This window comes from Nocardia sp. CA-129566 (genome assembly GCF_050956075.1).
GTDB lineage: Bacteria > Actinomycetota > Actinomycetes > Mycobacteriales > Mycobacteriaceae > Nocardia.
Map to the genome: position 1 here is coordinate 8851616 of NZ_CP192085.1, position 17013 is coordinate 8868628.

The following is a 17013-nucleotide window of genomic DNA, read 5'->3' on the forward strand; positions in this document are numbered from 1 at the left end:
CCGGGCGGAGTACGGTCGGGAGGTATGACTGATCAGACGCGGGGCCGGGTGAAGGTCGAGACCGGGCAGAAACGGGTGCGGGTGTACCTGCGCGGACAGCTGGTCGCCGACACCACACGGCCGGTGCTGGTATGGGAAGGACCGCACTATCCGACCTACTACCTGCCGGTCGCGGATCTGCACGCGAAGCTCGAGCCCAATGGCAAGACCAAACACTCCCCCAGTCGCGGTGAAGCGACCGAATACGATGTGGTGCTCGACGGTGTGACCGCGCCGGGTGCCGCACTGCGCCACCATGATTCGCCGATTCCCGAACTCGACGAGCTGGTGCGGCTGGACTGGAATTCGATGGACGAGTGGTTCGAGGAAGACGAGCCGGTCTACGTTCACCCGCGCGATCCGTATTCGCGGGTCGATATCCTCGCCAGCTCACGCCACGTCCGCGTCGAAATCGACGGCGTCACCGTCGCCGACTCCCACGCCCCGCGCATCCTCTTCGAAACCGGCCTTCCCGCGCGGTATTACCTCCCGCTGACCGATGTCCGCATGGACCTGCTCAGCCCCTCCCGAACCCACACGAGCTGCCCATACAAAGGCACCGCCGAATACTGGACCGTCCACATCGCGGACAAGGAATACCCGGACATCGTCTGGGGCTACCGCACCCCACTGCCGGAAAGCCAGAAGATCGCGGGCCTGGCCTGCTTCTACAACGAGAAGGTCGATATCTACGTGGACGGCGAACTCCAGCCCCGCCCCCACACCCCATTCAGCTGACGCGCCACCACTTCAGACCGGAACGATCTCGAGCATGCTCTCGAGACCACGGAAATCCTTGCTGTTCCTGGTGTACAGCGGCAGCCCTCGGGACGAGGCTATTGCCGCGATCAGCAGGTCCACCCGGCGGGGTTTCGGATCACGTTTCGCCGCCATGGTCAGCGTGGTTGGCGGCGAGCGTAGCCCGATGTAGCTCATATAGCTACAGCTCGACAAAAGCCCCGCGCGGCGGCCAGCGCGCCGGGACGATGAGCCAGCTCGACTGAAGTTCAGACCGCGATCAGCGGTGGCTGGTCATCGGCGCGGCGGTATTGGCCCGGCGGCAGGCCGTATTCGCGTTTGAAGGCTTTGGCGAAGGCGAATTCCGAGGTGTAGCCGACCTTTCGGGCCACGGCGCCGAGGGGGCTGTCGGTATCGCGCAGCAGGCGCGCGGCGGTGAGCATGCGCCAGCGGGTGACGTAGGCCAGGGGCGGTTCGCCGACGGTGGCGGCGAAGCGACGGGCCAGGGTGGCACGGGATACGCCCGCGATATCGCTGAGGTCGGGAACGGTCCAGGCACGGGCGGGTTCTTCGTGCACGGCGCGCAGGGCGGCGGCGACCGCCGGATCGGCGAACGCACCGGCCCAACCGGTTGCCGGTTCCCCGGTGGCCTGTTCGTCGAACCAGGCGCGCAGGATGAACAGGAGCAGGGTCTCCAGAATGACGGGAACAGCGGCATCGCTGCCCTGTTTCGGTTCGGCGACCTCGGCGGCGAGCAGGTCGACGGCGGCGCGCAAGGACGGATGCCGGCCGGGACGCGCCGGGAGATGGATGAATTCGGGGAGTTCGTCGAGCAGCGGGTGACTGCGCTGCCTGCCGAGTTCATATGCGCCGCAGAGCAATGCGGTGCGGGCGCCGGGTCCGATGATCTCACGCGGTTCACCCGGCTGCGCCTGCTCGGTGACCGGACTGTCGAGACGGTCGACCAGATCATGGTCGGCACCGCGCGGCATGAACAGGACATCGCCGACACCGAGCGCGATCGGTTCTGCGCCGGACGGCACCGCCAGGCACGAACCCTGCAGCACCACATGGAAACCCGCGCCGGGAACCACCGGGTAGGCACGGCCCCACGGCGCGTGCCGGACGAACAGCCCGGAGGTCGGGTTGCCCGTGCGGATGGCCGCGATGGTCTCGCTGAGGATGTCCACCCTTATCTTCCTCAGCTGGCTCCGCCGGAGGACTCGCCGCGCATGAGCGCTCCGAGGGATTCCCGGTCCGTCACATCCATCTTGATGCAGGCACGGTAGAGGTGACCCTCCACGGTGCGGACCGAGACGGTCAGACGGTCAGCGATCTGCCGGTTGGACAGCCCCGCCGCAACGAGATTCGCGATTTCGCGTTCACGGGAGGTGAGCGGTAACGGCTGGGCGGCTTGGCGCAGGGCGGGAGTGCTGGCGCCGCCGCACACCGCGGCCAGGCGGTTCGCGGTGGCGGCGGATTCCAGCAGGCGGCGGCGGTCTCCGGCGCGCTCATGGGCCGATGCCGCTTGGGCGGCGGCGTCCGCGGCCGAGAGCAAGGCACCGATGCGCTCGAATTGGGCGGCGGCCGCATCCAGGCCGGGCCCGTCGTGTGCGGCCAAGGCCACCGCATGGCTGGCCTGCACCTGCACCAAACCGCCGTCGACCCGAACCGCCAGATCGGCGAGTCGGCCGGCCGCGGAGTGGTCGCCGAAGCGGGCGGCCGCATGCAGCGCCATGGCCTCGATCGCGTGCTGATGTGAGCGGGCCGCCGCATCGGCGGCGCCCATGGCCAGTCGAATGGCCGGGGTGACGGTGCCCTCCGCGGCGGCGACGCAGGCCCGCGCGATCTCCAATTGCGGATCGTAGACCGCACTGTGCCTGCCGCCGCGCGCGATAGCCTCGGCAATGGATTCGGCGGCCTCCGACGCCCGGCCGAGTGCCGAATACGCCTCGGCCAAACGGATTCTCGCCGGAATGTGCCAAGCCGCGGCGCCCTCCGCGGTGAGCGCGGCCACGGCCTGTTCGAGATGTTCGATCCCGTCCAGGAAGCGGCCCTGTGCCACGTCGACGGTCCCCTGCAGGATCTTCGACATGCCCCAAGCGAGGTACTGCCCTGCCGACGAATAGCCGAAATCCCCTGAGGCACAACGACGTGCGGCCTCGAGATCACCGGTTAAAGTCAGCGCGAGCACCTCGGCGTGAGTCGAGATGTACCGGTTGAGCCCGTCGATATGCGACTCCACCTGATGCCCGCGGGCCGCGTACTGCCGCGCCGCTTCACCCTTGCCCATCAGCGCCAGTGCGAGTCCACCGCCGAAGGAGGCCCACCAAACCGCCCACGGCGGTGCGCCATTGGTCTCCATCACCGCCTCGGCCGCCGAAAACGCGTCCTCGAGCCGATTCTCATTGACCGCGCATGCCGAGGCCAGGCCATCGAAGGTCGCGACGATTTTCGGATGCCGCACCTTGTTCCGCAGCATCGCCAGCACCTCATCGGCGCGCTCGGCATCGCCCATGGCCCAGAACAGATTCGACACCCGGGTGCTGCCCCAGCGGGCCAGCTGCACCTCGTTCATCTGATCCGGATCGAAGCTGGCCAGGGTGCGCTCGGCCTCGATGCGATGGCCCTGCCACAGCAATGCGCGTGCCAGCAGATCCGCGGCCTCCACCCCGCCGCGACGTTCCACCGCGGCCCTGGCGAATCGCTCACCGAGCGGCAGATTGGCCAGCCCGATCGCATCGGCGGCCGCCGCCTCGAAGAGTTCGAGATCGGCGGATTTATCACTGTCCAAGGCCAATTCGGCCAACCGGATGCGATCCGGCGCGGAATTGATCGGCCGCTCCTTGAGCGAGGAGTACAGCCGACCGCGCAGTCGTCGCGCCGAGGCGATGCCGAGCCTGCGCCGGATGACCTCACCGAACAGCGGATGGTTGTAGCGCACGATCAACTGGTTGGCGTTCTCGACAACCCGGATGAGACCACGGGTTTCGGCGGCCTCCACGGCCTCCTCACCCGCCACTTCGGCGAGTACGTCGAGGTCGATGGGCTCGCAGAAGGTGAGCAGTTCCAGCACCCGCAGCACCGAGTCGGGCAGCTGTTCGACCCGATCCTCGAGTAGCGCAGCCAATTCCGAGGTCACCGCGGCCCGGCCACGCAGTTGCCAGACGCCGTTCACCTGCCGCAGCGAACCCGCCTCCAGCGCGCCCTCCACCAAATGCCTGAGGAACAGGGCATTTCCGCCGGAGGACTCCCACATCAGATTGGCGGTGAAGCCCTCGAGCTGTCCGCCGAGCATCTGCTCGACCAGATCGACGCTCTGCTGCTGGGTGAACGGGTTGAGGTCGGTGCGCAGCAGGTGGCCGTCTTTCCACAGCGAGGTGACCGCATCGGGTACCTGCACCCCGCTGCGCACGGTTGCGACGATATGCGCGGCCTTATCAATCGCCAACTGCAGCAATAGTGTCGCCGAGAGCTGGTCGAGCAGGTGCGCGTCATCGACACCGATGATCGCGTGCCCGTCGGCGAGCAGTGCCTCGCGCGCCGCGGACATGAACGTCACCGGATCGTGTGCGGTGTAAACGCCGACCATATGGGCGAATACGCCCAGCGGGATGCTGCGGGCCGATTCCGTACCCGCAACCCACCGGATATTGCCGCCTACGGCGGCCGTCGCCTGTCTGGCCAGTGTCGTCTTTCCGACACCGGCGTCTCCGGTCAGTACCGCACCGACATATTCGGTACCGGTGAGTGCTGCGCGGATCGCTTCGAACTCGGTCTCGCGCTCGATCATCGGCCAGTTCCGAGCCATAGCTCTTACTTTAGTTCGTCACGGATCATGATCGATGACAACGAACGATGAACGGGCGCACCGATTCCGCTGTTGCGGCCCTAGCCGAGTACGTCGTGGCGGACAATCGTCTGGTCACGACCGGGTCCGACGCCGATGCAGGAAATCCGGGCGCCGGACAGTTCCTCCAAACGCAGCACATAGGCCTGCGCGTTGGCGGGCAGTTCCTCGAAGGTCTGCACCTGTGAGATGTCCTCCCACCAGCCGGGCATCTCCTCGTAAATCGGCTTGGCGTGGTGGAATTCGGTCTGCGTGGTCGGCATCTGCTCGACCCGCTTGCCGTCGATTTCGTAGGCGACACAGATCGGCACCCGCTCCAGACTCGACAGCACGTCCAGTTTGGTGAGGAAGTAATCGGTGATGCCATTGACCCGGGTCGCGTAGCGCGCGATGACCGCGTCGAACCAGCCGCACCGGCGAGCCCGGCCGGTGGTCACACCGACCTCGCCGCCCTGCTTGGCCAGGAATTCACCGAAGTTGTCGAATAGTTCGGTCGGGAACGGACCCGAGCCGACGCGGGTGGTGTAGCACTTCAGGATGCCGAGCACCGTATTGATCTTGTTGGGTCCGATGCCAGCGCCGACCGCCGCACCGCCCGAGGTCGGATTGGACGATGTCACATACGGATACGTGCCGTGGTCCACATCGAGCAGGGTGCCCTGCGAACCCTCCAGCAGCACGGTCTCGCCGCGCTCCAGCGCCAGATTCAGCTCCAGGCGGGTGTCGGCGATGCGGTGCTTGAAGCTGTCCGCCTGCCCGAGCACCTCGTCGACCACCTGCTGCGGATCGAGCGCGCGGCGGTTGTAGATCTTCACCAGCACCTGGTTCTTGAACTCCAGGGCCGCTTCGACCTTCTGGGTCAGGATCTTCTCGTCGAGCACATCGGCGACCCGCACGCCGACCCGGGCGACCTTGTCCTGGTAGCACGGACCGATACCGCGGCCGGTGGTGCCGATCTTCTTATTGCCGAGGAAGCGTTCGGTGACCTTATCGATGGCCACGTGGTACGGCATGATCAGGTGCGCGTCGGCCGAGAGCAGCAGGCCCGAGGTGTCGACGCCGCGCTCCTCCAGTCCGGCCAGCTCCGCGAGCAGGACGCCGGGATCGACCACGACACCGTTGCCGATGACATTCGTCACGCCCGGGGTGAGGATGCCGGACGGAATCAGATGCAGCGCGAACTTATCGCCATTGGGCAGCACGACAGTGTGACCGGCGTTATTGCCGCCTTGGTAGCGAACCACCCATTGCAACCTGCCACCGAGCAGATCGGTTGCTTTGCCCTTACCCTCGTCGCCCCACTGGGCGCCGATCAGGACGATTGCCGGCATGGTCGTGTCTCCTACGGTTCGACGCGCAACACCCGGGAGATGGCAGTCGGCACGGCCGACCGGGTGGGTAACCACCTGTGCTGCAGCTACCTGCCGTACTGAGGCGGTGGCCGGAAGCACAGTCTACCCAAAGCGTTCGAGGCGGCATCGAACCGGATCGCACCGTAGGCTCGACAACCGTGTGGCCGTAGTCGGGCAGGACTATGGTTGCGTGGCACTGGCGGACGAGCAGGGGTCCGACCGGGAAAGTGGCGAGGGTGGCCGACGGGATGTCGGCCGAACCAAGGAGGGTGTACCGCAGTTTGAGTACCCATGTTCTCCGTTGCGACGGCGCACCGGTACCCATCGCCCTCGCGTCACTGCCGATCTCGCGGACGAGCGCCATACCGAACACCAGTGTCATCGATGAGCTGCTGCCCATCCTCGCCGCCGACAGCCTGCCCCGGCTGATCGTGCTCGGCGACGACGCCGCGCTGGCCGTGGTGCTGACCCATCTGATGCGCACCGAACGACTCCATCTGGAGATCGGCTACGTGCCCGTCGACAAGACCTACGGCTCGCGCGTCTACCAGACCGGCACCGGCAATGCCGCCGCCAAGCGGGCGGTGGAGGGCCGGGCATCCGAAGTCCCGCTGATCCGTGACGACACCGGAACGGTGCTGGTCGGACGGGCCGTGATCACCGGCCCCGGCGGCGAGAAACTCGAGGGTGAAGCCTATGTGGACGACGCCCAATTGTTCTCCGGCAAGGTCGACGCAATGCTCGTCTCCCCGACGCTCGAACTGCCCGGTGTGCGGGCCACCGTGCCCAGGGGCCTGCGCAGACGTCGCTGGCTGCCGGGCCGGGCCGCGCAACTGGGCACACCGGGAGCGGTGGTGACCCGCGACGGGATTGCGAATGAGCGGATTCTGCCGCGCTCGTCGTTCTATCGGCATCACGAAAACTGGCTACTGGTTCGATGACGATTCCATTCCCGAAGGGCCGCTCCGGACTCGGGGCCGTGCGGCCGAGCCCGGTGTTCCTGCTGGTGATCGCGATCTCCGTGGCGGGAGGGGCGCTGGCCTGGAGTGCCGACGTGCAGTCCACGCGGGCGAAGTTCGGGGTATTTCTGCTGGTCGTCTTCGGCTGGATCGTCACACTGTGTCTGCACGAGTTCGCGCACGCGTTCATGGCCTGGCGGGCGGGTGATCGCGAGGTGGAATTGCGGGGGTATCTCACACTGAACCCACTGAAATACAGCCATCCGCTGCTGTCGATCGTGTTGCCGATGGTGTTCATCGCGCTCGGCGGTATCGGATTGCCAGGCGGTGCGGTGTACGTGCACGCGCATAACGTCAGCCCGCGGATGCAGCGCATCATCAGCGGTGCGGGACCCGCGGTGAACGCGGTGTGCGCGGTGCTGCTGTTGGTGGTCGTGCGGTACTTCGGCAGTGACACTTCGCATCGCGCGTTCTGGTACGGCCTGAGTTTTCTGGCGTTTCTGCAAATCACCGCAACGCTTTTGAACATCCTGCCGGTGCCCGGGTTGGACGGGTACGGCGTGATCGAGCCGTCGCTGAGTTATCAGACCCGGCGTGCGCTCGATCAGTTCAAGCCCTTCGGCATGCTGATCCTGTTCGCGCTGCTGTTCACGCCGTCGATCAACAAGGTGTTCTTCGACGCGGTCTACTCGCTGTACGAGCTGTCCGGGGTCGACGCGGATTGGTCGCGGTTGGGCAGCTGGCTGACCCGGTTCTGGACGTAGCCACTTGCGAACCGGTCGGTCCGATCTATTCCCAGCATTGGGGTCTCGCCGTTCATCTTCGCCAACTATCGTCCAGGACACTCGCTCGAGAAGTTTGAGCGGTTAGGTTTCGAGAAAGAACTCACCGATCGATCGCGACGAGCGGCGCGTTCAACTCTCGCCCGACAAAACACCACGGCGACGGCACCCTCCGACTCGCCCGCATCCCCCGGTAGACAGCGCTGTCCTGCCTCGGACCGTCCGAAACAAACCGGACGGTCTTCATCTCCATCTGTGCTCGACCCTTTGGAGCTATGCCATGACTGGCACGCCATCCCCCATCACCTTGTCGGTGGTCATCCCCGTTCTCGACGAAGCGGCGCTCATACTGCAGTGCCTGGAACGACTCGTCGACCAGGAAGCGATCAGCGAAATCATCGTCGTCGACAACGGCAGCACCGACGGCACCGACACGATCGTGCGCGAATACGCGGCCGCACATCCGAAGGTCGAACTCGTCTACGAGGAGACGCGGGGTCTGATCCCGGCACGCAATACCGGACTGGCAAAGGCGCGCGGTGATTTCATCGCCCGCATCGACGCCGACACCTTCGTCGAACCGTACTGGGGTGCGGCCATCCGCGACTATGCCGCCGCACATCCGGATGTCGCCGCGACGACCGGCATCTTCACCTACCACGACTCGCCGGTCCCGTTCTTCCTGAACATCGGCGTGTGGGCGAAGCTGAAGCTCGGCATGTTCGGCGGCCCGGTCGGCAATATGCACGGCGCGAATATGGCCATCCGCCGCACCGCATGGGACGAAGTCAAGGGCGACACCACCACTCGGACCGATATCCACGAGGATCTGGATCTGGCGCTGTGCCTGTCGATAAAAGGGCTGCGCATTCAGCAGCTCCCCGATCAGCGGGTGCGGATCTCGGCCCGGCGGCGCCGGACCAATCCCCGTGAATTCTGGACCTATCAGTTGCGCGGACTCAACGCCATCACGAATCGGGGGTATCCCCTCCTGAGGGCGACCCGGGTCTACGCCGGCTTCGCCTGGCTGGGGCACACCGTGCAATGGCCGATCTATCGGCTGTGGGATTTCGATCGTCGCCGCTTCACCTTGCACGGCAGTCCGGAACGCCTGTCCCCGGTGGACTGAATCGCGGGTATCGGTCGCCCGGTCCGGCCTCCCGGACCGGGCGACCTCTTCGCTCGACCACGCTGCGCCCCTACCCGCCCGGCCACCACACCATATGGCCGGTGGGGCGTTTCGCCGTCGTGCGAAGCCGCCGAACCGCGCTACCCCTCGTTACCGCGGTTACCTCTCGAGGCTATGACCGCGGCGACGCGCGAACACGAGTAGCGGACTACGCGATGATCGCCGGTTCGCGCGCCGGAGGTCGCGCAGGCGGTACCGCACGATGGAAATGGCTGAAATCCGCTGAGTAGTTGGGCTATTGCTCGGGCGGCACATGCGGATTCGGGACGGTCGGGGGCAGCAGCGCCATCGCGGAGATGCGCCGCATACCGCAGACCTGCATCAGATCGACCAGCATGGAACGCATCTGCGCGAAGACCACATGCGCCGAAAGTCCCGCACCGTCAACGAGTTCGGGCCGCGCGGCCTTGGCGACGCCGCGCAGCACCCTGGCGGCCTCGGCCTGATCCGGCTGCTGGCCGGGATCGGCGAGCATCATTCGGCGCACCACATCGACGGCTTGGGCCAGGCGCTCGAGTTCCTCGATGAGCCGGGGATCGAGGATTTCGTCGTCCTGGACCAGCGTCAGAGAACGGCGCAGCAGCACCCTGGTGTTGCGGACCGCGTTATCGAGCGGATCGGCGGTGGCGCGGATGCGGTCGAGGCGCGCGCGCGAATTCCAGTAGAGCGGAGAGATCCGGCTGATCTCACGACCGCCCTCCAGGGTGGAGCGCAGGCCGTCGATCTGCGGCTGGGTCTTGCGGGCGGCGGTCAGGGCGAGGCGGATCTTCTCCGGGTCCTGTTCGAGCAGTCCGTCGGCGCATTCGTGCAGCGATTTACCCAGCACCGCAAGCACTTCCGCGGCCTGCTCGCGGGCCCGGCGCACCGGGTGCAGCGGTATCGCGGCGACCACGACCACACCGACCAATCCGCCGACCAGCGCGTCGATCATGCGCGAGAAGCCGCCGCCCGCCGAGGGCGGCAGCAGGGTGGCCACCAGCACGGCCGAACCGGCGGCCTGCATGGTGATGATCGACCCGCCGTCCAGGAAAACCGCGAGCGCCATGGCCACCGCGACCACGAAGGCGATCTGCCAGACGCCGGTGCCCGCACGCGTGATGAACAGGTCGCCGATGCCGATGCCGACCGCGACGCCGACCACCAACTCCACCGACCTGCGCAGTCGCGCACCGAATGAAATGCCGATCGAGACCACGGCCGCGGTCGGTGCGAAGAACGGCTGGGTATGCCCGACCAGCTTGTGCGCGATGAACCAGGCCAGCGCCGCACCGACCGCGCACTGCAGAATCGGCAGCGCGGACAGCCGCAACCGCGCCCATGAGCTGCGCAGCTTCTCCATACTGCTGGCGCGGGCAATGCCAACCGGGGAATTCGGGTCGAACCCCCCTGTCGCCCGACCGCCGCCCCCCAGTGAATCGCTACGCGATGCTGCTATCACTGTGTCTCAGTCGAGCCCGAGCTCCGCAGCCGCGCGTGGGTCGCAGTCCTCCAGCAGATCTAGGCAGCGCGCGTACTCCTCGGTCTCGCCGACCGCTCTGGCCGCGCGAGCGAGCGCGGCGACGCTGCGCAGGAAGCCGCGATTGGGCTCATGGCTCCACGGCACCGGGCCGAAACCCTTCCAGCCATTGCGCCGCAAGAGATCGAGGCCGCGGTGGTAGCCGGTGCGCGCGAACGCGTATGCGGCCACGATGTCGTGGTTGACCACCTGCGCATCGCCCTCGGCCCCACCACGCGCCAACGCGGCCTCGGCTAGATGGGCCCATGCGATCGAGGCAGCCGGATGCGCGGCCGCGACCTGAACCGGATCGGCCTTCTCGAGCAGCGCCTCCTCTGCTTCGGAGTCTTCGGGCAGGAGTACCGGTTGCGGTCCGAGCAAGTCACCGAACGAGGTCATGCGGTTCATTGTGCACCGACCGCCCGGACCGCGGCGCGGGGGAATCCTCACAGTTGGACGAATTGCTGATTAGGCTGGCCGTCGAGTTCAACTGTTCCGCCCGACCGAGGGGTAGTAGGTGTCCGACCCGAACGACGAGAAGAGCCCGGCACGCGATACCGGCCGACCCGCCGAAGCGGCCGATAACGCGCCCCCTGGCGCGCCCGCGGACCGGACACCCGCGTCGAACCCCAACTCGTCCGCGGCGACCGGCGCATCCCAGCCCGGTGCTTCCGCAGACCAACGCGCGGCCGCCGCGCCGACCCGGCCGATTCCGACCCCGCCCGGTTCGAAGCCACCGTCGAGTCCGACGCCGTCGTCGGGATCGACGGGATCGACCGGTTCGACACCGTCGCAGGGATCAACGCCATCCGGTTCGAAGCCATCGCCGGGACCAGGCACGTCCGGGGAATCTGGCGCAACCACCGAGGAACGCGCGGCCGCCGCGCCGACCCGGCCGATCGCGACACCGCCGGCTCCGAAGCAACCAGCCGGTACCGCGCCGACGCGCGTCCCGGATGCCTCAACAGGTGATATCGCGGCGCTCGGCAAGCCAGCCGAAGCCGCGGCCCCCCGAACGGCGCAGCCTTCCGCCGCCGCACCCGGCCAACCGGCCCGATCCGCTGGTGCACAGCCGCCCGCATCCGCTAGCGGCGGCACCACCAAGCCTTCCGCAGCAGGCCGATCCGCTGGCGGCCCGGGCCGACCCGCCCCGGGTTCCACGAAGCCGTCCACTGGCAGCAGCACACCGAGTGGTCCCCCGGCTGCGAAGCCGACTTCCGAAGCGAAGACCGTCGCGATCCCGCGCGGCGTCAGCGAGGCCAAGCCGACCGCCAAGGAATCGGCTCCCACCACGACGGCAGCTACCGCAGCGAGCACCGCCGGGTCCGCCGCGAACCCCTCCGGCAAGCCGACACCAGCGACTGGCAGCCCCACCAACACACCGACCACCGCTGCCGCCCGCCCCGGCGCACCGGACACCGCGACTCCCACCGGCAGGCCCACACCAACAGCTGGCAGCCCCACCAGCGGACCGACCAACACCGCCGCCCGCCCCGGCGCACCGGACACCGCGACTCCCACCGGCAGGCCCACACCAACAGCTGGCAGCCCCACCAGCGGACCGACCAACATTGCGGCCCGCCCCGGCGCACCGGACACCGCGACTCCCACCGGCAGGCCCACACCAACAGCTGGCAGCCCCACCAGCGGACCGACCAACATTGCGGCCCGCCCCGGCGCACCGGACACCGCGACTCCCTCCGCCAGGCCGACACCGGCAGCTGGCAGCCCCACCAGCGGACCGACCAACATTGCGGCCCGACCGGGCACACCCCCCGCCGCAAGCACCACCGCACAGCCCGCGCCTCCCACCGGCAAACCGACACCAGCGACCGGCAGCCCCACCAGCGGACCGACCAACGCTGCGGCCCGACCGGGCACACCCCCCGCCGCAAGCACCACCGCACCGCCCGCGCCTCCCACCGGCAAACCGACACCAGCGACCGGCAGCCCCACCAACACACCGACCGCCGCCGCATCCGGCAAATCGACGCCAACGGCTGGCGGCACCACCGACGGACCAACCAAGGCTGCCACCGGACCCGACGCACCGACTGTTGCGATCAAGCAGGGCGGTCCTGCGGTCCAATCCGCAAGCTCGGCAGCGACATCCGCCGCCACGGGCGGTTCCGCAGCTGGTCGACCGGCCGATGCAGGTAAGGGATCCGCCCCGGCCGCCGCCAAATCCTCACCCAACGAACCCACCGCGACCGCTGCCACGAAACCCGGCGCTACGGCGGGTGCCGAGTCGGCAGGCCCGGCGGGACCGTCCGGCAGCACCGCCGCACCGGCTGGCGGCACCGCAGCGTCGAGCCGGACCGCCACCCCGGCCGGTGCCACACCTGCTCCGGCCGGCGGTGCAACCCCAGCTGGCGCATCGTCGGGCCGCACGACCCCCGCCGGTGCCACACCGCCTCCGGCCAGCGGTGCAACCCCAGCTGGCGCATCGTCGGGCCGCACGACCCCCGCCGGTGCCACACCGCCTCCGGCCAGCGGTGCAACCCCAGCTGGCGCATCGTCGGGCCGCACGACCCCCGCCGGTGCCACACCGCCTCCGGCCAGCGGTGCAACCCCAGCTGGCGCATCGTCGGGCCGCACGACCCCGGCCGATGCCGCCGGATCGTCCGGCCGCGCCACGCCATCCGGCGCAGCCGCATCCGCTGCCACACCGCCCGCAGGAGCTGCGGAAACCGTTGTGATTCGGCGCGATTCGAAGGCGAGCGGGTCCGCGGCATCCGTCGATGCGAGTGCGGATCAGGTCGATGACGCGGGAGCGGATGCGGCGACCACGGTGATGCCGCGGATCGAACTGGTGAAGCCGTCGGCGGGTACCAAGGACACGGCCACCGCTTCGACATCCCCGGAGGAGACCGGCGGCGACGAGCCGGATCTGGCCGGGGCCGATGACAAGACCGTCGCCATGCCGGTGGTTTCGAGGCTGGATGCCGAGAAGACCATGGCACTGCCGATTCAGCAGCCGGCCGATAAAGACGCGACGCAGCGGATGCGGACCGATGCGAAGGCAGGTACCACCGATCGGGTCGTACCACCCGCGGCGCGCCCCGGGCCGGTCGCCAAGCCGCCGAGTACGCCGCGTCCGGCGGCCGGGCCGAAGCAGGCCGGAACGCAAGGACCTCCGCAGGGACCCGGGGTCGAGGAGACCGCGCCGTCGCCCCTGCGCCCGCCAGCTCGCCAGCGTCAGGTCGCGTCGGCGCCGTCACCGGCGGATACCCAACTGACCCGGCCCGCACAGCCCGTCCAGCCGCGGCCGCCGCAGCCACGGCCGATGGCGCAACCACAGCGGATCACGCCGCCCGACCAACAGGCCGAGGCCGCCGCTGCCGAAGCACCGGCCGGGTCGAAGCGCCGGTTGTACGTGGTGCTCGGGGCGGCCGCGGTCGCCGTCATCGCGGTGATCGCGCTGGCGGTCGTACTGATCGGGAATCGGGGCGACAACTCCCCGGAGGCCAAGGTGCGCGCCAGCATCACCGACTACACCGAGGCATTGAAGTCCGGCGATCTCGCGGCGCTGCGCAAGTCCACGTGCGGGCAGCTGCACGACTTCTATCAGGGCATTCCGGAGGACCAGTTCGCGGGCGTGCACCGGCTATCGCTGGATCGCAAGAATATTCCGGTGGTCGCGAGTGTCGATGCGATCCGGATCACCGATAAGACCGCGATCGCACAGGCCACTGTTTACACCGACGCGGATCCGTCGAAGCGATCGGCCAGGACCTTCGATCTGGAGCGGACCGACGACGGCTGGAAGGTCTGCGACCCGCCGACCGCGGGGACGCCCTAGACGGTCCCCGCCATAACCAAAAGGCAAGCCCTCTAACCGGTAGTGAACGTCACATTTACCTGGTCAAGGGACCGGTTCGCCAGTAGCATGGCCCGGATCATGGTCAGGGAGCAGACAATCGCACAGCCGGAAAACGATGTAGTTGTGCAGACAGACACAATGGCGGGGCGCCGGTTCCGGGTGCGCGAGCACTATGCGGTCGGCCGGGAGAAGGTCCGCGAGTTCGCCCGCGCAACGCAGAGTCAGCACGGCGCGCATCATTTCGAACACGATGCGCGCGAGTTCGGCTACGACACGATCGTCGCGCCCCCGACATTCGCCTCGGTCATCGGCATCAGTGCGACCCGGGCACTACTCGAAACGGTGCTGGCCGATTACGACCTGTCCCAGATCCTGCAGACCGACCAGGTCTTCGAGCTGACCCGGCCGATCGTGGCGGGCGATCGGCTCAGCACCGAGATCGTGATCGAATCGATCCGGCAGTTCGGCGATAACGACTTCATCCTGGTGACGTTCTCGCTGACCAACCAGTACGGCGAGATCGTGCAGTCGGGTTCGACCACCATCGTGGCGCGCCGCGGTGTCGAGGTCGACCCGAATATCGCCGACGCCGTCGAGAACATCATGATGCACTCGCGCCCGGTGACCGTCGGTGATATCACCGTCCCCGACAGCGGGCCACTGGTCGCCTTGGCCGCGGATGCCCCGGCCCCCGGAGCGCCCGCGGTGGCGAGCGAATTCGTGCACACCATCCCCGACTTCGACCAACTATCCGTCGGCGATCAGCTCCCGGCCGGAACCGCGCAGGTGACGCGTGGTGATCTGGCCAACTATGCGGGAGTTTCCGGCGATCCCAACCCGATTCACTTCAGCGAGCGTGCGGCCCAACTGGCCGGACTCCCGACGGTGGTGGCGCACGGCATGCTGACCATGAGTCTGGCGGGTGGCTATCTGACCTCCTGGCTCGGCGATCCGACGGCCATCGAGAAGTTCAGCGTGCGGTTCTCCGGATTCGTCCCGGTGACGTCCGAGGCGCCGAGCACCGTCGAGTTCAGCGGGAAGATCAAATCGCTCGATCCGCGAAGACGCACCGCCACCATCCTGCTCGCGGGCGCCTCGGAGGGCCGCAAGCTCTTCGGCCGGGCCATCGCCGAGGTCCGATTCGCCTAGCGGCGCGACCTCATTCGATGGTCGCGTGCATGAGATACACGTTGTAGTCACTCCAGGTCGACATAGTGAAGTACAGATCCGAACCCGAGGACCAGGGGTGGATGAATCCGCCGTACAGCTCCGGGTAATCGGACACCCGCACCGTCGGCGCGGCATCGGACCACACCCCCTGCGGTGAATTCGATTCGCGGACAACCAGAGCCGCCATCGCGGTATCGAGATAGCTCATCTGCCAAACATTTCGGGCGGCATCGAAGCGCACCGACAGCTCACCGACCGGCCCGTCGACGATCGCGCTCGCGGAGCCGAATCCGCCCACCGGAGTCCAGCTTCCGTCGCGCCAGTACTGATAGGCCGTGGTGTTGAGCAGCTGATCCTTCGGCACCCGGGCGAGGCCGACCGCCGCGAGCCGAGTATTGGGCGTGCCGAACATATATACATAATCACCCTGCGGAACCATTGCGCTCACTTGGAAATTCGCGAGTCCGAAGATGTTGTCCCAGCGCGCGTAGGGGTCCTTGGTCCAGGTCTGGCCGTGGTCATCGGAATAGGCGATGCCACCGTAATTGGTGAAGAACGTACCGGGAAAGCTGTTCCAGGTGCGAATCGACATATAGCTCAGGTACTGCCGCCCGCCGAGCGCGAATCCGGAGGTCGGAATCGTGGTGACCTCGACATTGTCGAGTTTGCGGCTGGAGAGCACTTCCGCCGCGTGGCAGCGGTCGTCGGTCACCATCCGGTCGTAGGTCATACCGTCGGACAGATCCCGGTCGGTGCTGAAGGCCAGCACATTGCTGCGCCAATCCATTCCCATTCCGCCGGGTGGATGGAAACCGCGCCCGACGGTGTCACCGAATGCGGTGGCGATCTCACCTGGCGCGCTCTCCCACATGATCCCGAGGTCGGTGCCGTCCACCTGCCAACGCTTATCGGTGCGATTCACCGAATTCGCGCCGGTCTGCTTGGCCACCTCGGTGACCGAACCGATGCGCGGCGTCGGCCGGGTTGCGGACGGTGGGGCGGGTTCGGTCGGCGGATCGACCGGCGGCGGGGGCGGCGGCACCGCACCCGGATCCGGTCCCGGTCCGGGGATCGCCAAGTGGAAGGGCTTGGGACTCGAGAGAATTTCCGGAATGCCGAGTCGGCTGGCCAGACTCGGCGGCGGTGTCGGCGCATCGGTCAGATCCGGGCACGGATTGGTGCACGGATTCGACGGCAACCGCATCTCGGTCCGCGTCGGCGCCGGCTCGGGCCGATCCGGCGGCAGCACGGTGATCACCGGATACGGGACCGGCACCTCGAGCGTCTTGGGCACCAGTCCCTCATGCTTCGCGGGCGGATCGCTCACACAGGGACCGGGCACCGGGCCGATCTCCTCCGGCGTGGCGCCAGCGGGTCGACCCGCGTACGTCAACGCCCCGGCCGCGCACACGACCGCACCGAGCATCGCCACCCACCGCCGAGTCATCCGCAACCCCTCGATATCTCGCGCAAAATGGACACCCGTCTCCGGCCATCGCGCAGCATCGAAGCCCTGCGCGATGCCGTGCCCCAGCGCCCGACCCTACCTGTCCTGCCCCCTCTGCCCGTCCGAATTACCGACCGAGTCACCGTCCACCGCCTACATAGAGAAATTA

14 protein-coding genes are annotated in these 17013 nt (G+C 67.6%); 6 read left to right on the forward strand and 8 right to left on the reverse strand.

Features of this window, described 5'->3' with window-relative positions; genetic code table 11:
- Nucleotides 1-24: 24 nt before the first annotated feature.
- Nucleotides 25-777, forward strand: a complete 753-nt coding sequence (locus ACQP0C_RS39390) for a DUF427 domain-containing protein (protein WP_433728592.1) — start codon at nt 25-27, stop codon at nt 775-777.
- 12 nt (nt 778-789) lie between these two features.
- Here ACQP0C_RS39390 and ACQP0C_RS39395 read toward each other — a convergent pair whose 3' ends face one another.
- The 4 genes from ACQP0C_RS39395 to ACQP0C_RS39410 form a co-directional block, all read right to left on the reverse strand.
- Nucleotides 790-975 carry a hypothetical protein gene (locus tag ACQP0C_RS39395; protein WP_433728594.1) on the reverse strand — a complete coding sequence of 62 codons (186 nt, stop codon included), beginning with the start codon at nt 973-975 and terminating at the stop codon, nt 790-792.
- 71 nt (nt 976-1046) lie between these two features.
- Nucleotides 1047-1967: an AraC family transcriptional regulator gene (locus ACQP0C_RS39400; protein ID WP_433728596.1), complete on the reverse strand. Its 921-nt coding sequence runs from the start codon at nt 1965-1967 to the stop codon at nt 1047-1049.
- 11 nt (nt 1968-1978) lie between these two features.
- On the reverse strand, nt 1979-4588 hold the full coding sequence (locus ACQP0C_RS39405) for a LuxR C-terminal-related transcriptional regulator (protein ID WP_433728598.1): 2610 nt from the start codon (nt 4586-4588) through the stop codon (nt 1979-1981).
- An 80-nt stretch (nt 4589-4668) separates the two neighbouring features.
- Nucleotides 4669-5958 (reverse strand): adenylosuccinate synthase, encoded by a 1290-nt coding sequence (locus ACQP0C_RS39410; RefSeq protein ID WP_433728600.1) that lies wholly within the window; start codon nt 5956-5958, stop codon nt 4669-4671.
- Nucleotides 5959-6260: 302 nt separating this feature from the next.
- Here ACQP0C_RS39410 and ACQP0C_RS39415 point away from each other — a divergent pair, with 302 nt between their 5' ends.
- The 3 genes from ACQP0C_RS39415 (at nt 6261) to ACQP0C_RS39425 (ending at nt 8849) form a co-directional block, all read left to right on the forward strand.
- Entirely contained in the window at nt 6261-6920 is a 660-nt protein-coding gene (locus ACQP0C_RS39415; RefSeq protein WP_433728602.1) for a hypothetical protein, read from the forward strand.
- Nucleotides 6917-7702 carry a site-2 protease family protein gene (locus tag ACQP0C_RS39420; protein ID WP_433728604.1) on the forward strand — a complete coding sequence of 262 codons (786 nt, stop codon included), beginning with the start codon at nt 6917-6919 and terminating at the stop codon, nt 7700-7702. Before ACQP0C_RS39415 ends, ACQP0C_RS39420 begins: the two co-directional genes overlap by 4 nt.
- Nucleotides 7703-8000: 298 nt before the next feature.
- Nucleotides 8001-8849, forward strand: coding sequence for a glycosyltransferase family 2 protein (locus ACQP0C_RS39425; protein ID WP_433728606.1), 849 nt, complete (start codon nt 8001-8003; stop codon nt 8847-8849).
- A 295-nt stretch (nt 8850-9144) separates the two neighbouring features.
- Here the strand turns inward: ACQP0C_RS39425 and ACQP0C_RS39430 are convergent, their stop codons facing one another.
- The 3 genes from ACQP0C_RS39430 to ACQP0C_RS39440 form a co-directional block, all read right to left on the reverse strand.
- The gene (locus tag ACQP0C_RS39430) at nt 9145-10248 is read right to left on the reverse strand and encodes an FUSC family protein (protein ID WP_433728608.1); all 1104 of its coding nucleotides are present in this window, start codon (nt 10246-10248) and stop codon (nt 9145-9147) included.
- Nucleotides 10249-10353: 105 nt separating this feature from the next.
- On the reverse strand, nt 10354-10803 hold the full coding sequence (locus ACQP0C_RS39435; protein ID WP_433728610.1) for a DUF3151 domain-containing protein: 450 nt from the start codon (nt 10801-10803) through the stop codon (nt 10354-10356).
- Between the two features lie 87 nt (nt 10804-10890).
- Complete coding sequence (locus tag ACQP0C_RS39440) at nt 10891-13071, reverse strand: hypothetical protein (protein WP_433728612.1); 2181 nt, start codon at nt 13069-13071, stop codon at nt 10891-10893.
- Between the two features lie 28 nt (nt 13072-13099).
- Between ACQP0C_RS39440 and ACQP0C_RS39445 the strand changes: the two genes are divergently transcribed.
- Nucleotides 13100-14206, forward strand: a complete 1107-nt coding sequence (locus tag ACQP0C_RS39445) for an Rv0361 family membrane protein (protein WP_433728614.1) — start codon at nt 13100-13102, stop codon at nt 14204-14206.
- Between the two features lie 99 nt (nt 14207-14305).
- Nucleotides 14306-15376: a fused (3R)-hydroxyacyl-ACP dehydratase subunits HadA/HadB gene (locus ACQP0C_RS39450; RefSeq protein ID WP_433728616.1), complete on the forward strand. Its 1071-nt coding sequence runs from the start codon at nt 14306-14308 to the stop codon at nt 15374-15376.
- A 10-nt stretch (nt 15377-15386) separates the two neighbouring features.
- On the opposite strand, the gene ACQP0C_RS39455 is transcribed toward ACQP0C_RS39450, so the two are convergent.
- Nucleotides 15387-16844, reverse strand: a complete 1458-nt coding sequence (locus tag ACQP0C_RS39455) for a DUF4185 domain-containing protein (protein WP_433728618.1) — start codon at nt 16842-16844, stop codon at nt 15387-15389.
- Between the last annotated feature and the right edge of the window lie 169 nt (nt 16845-17013).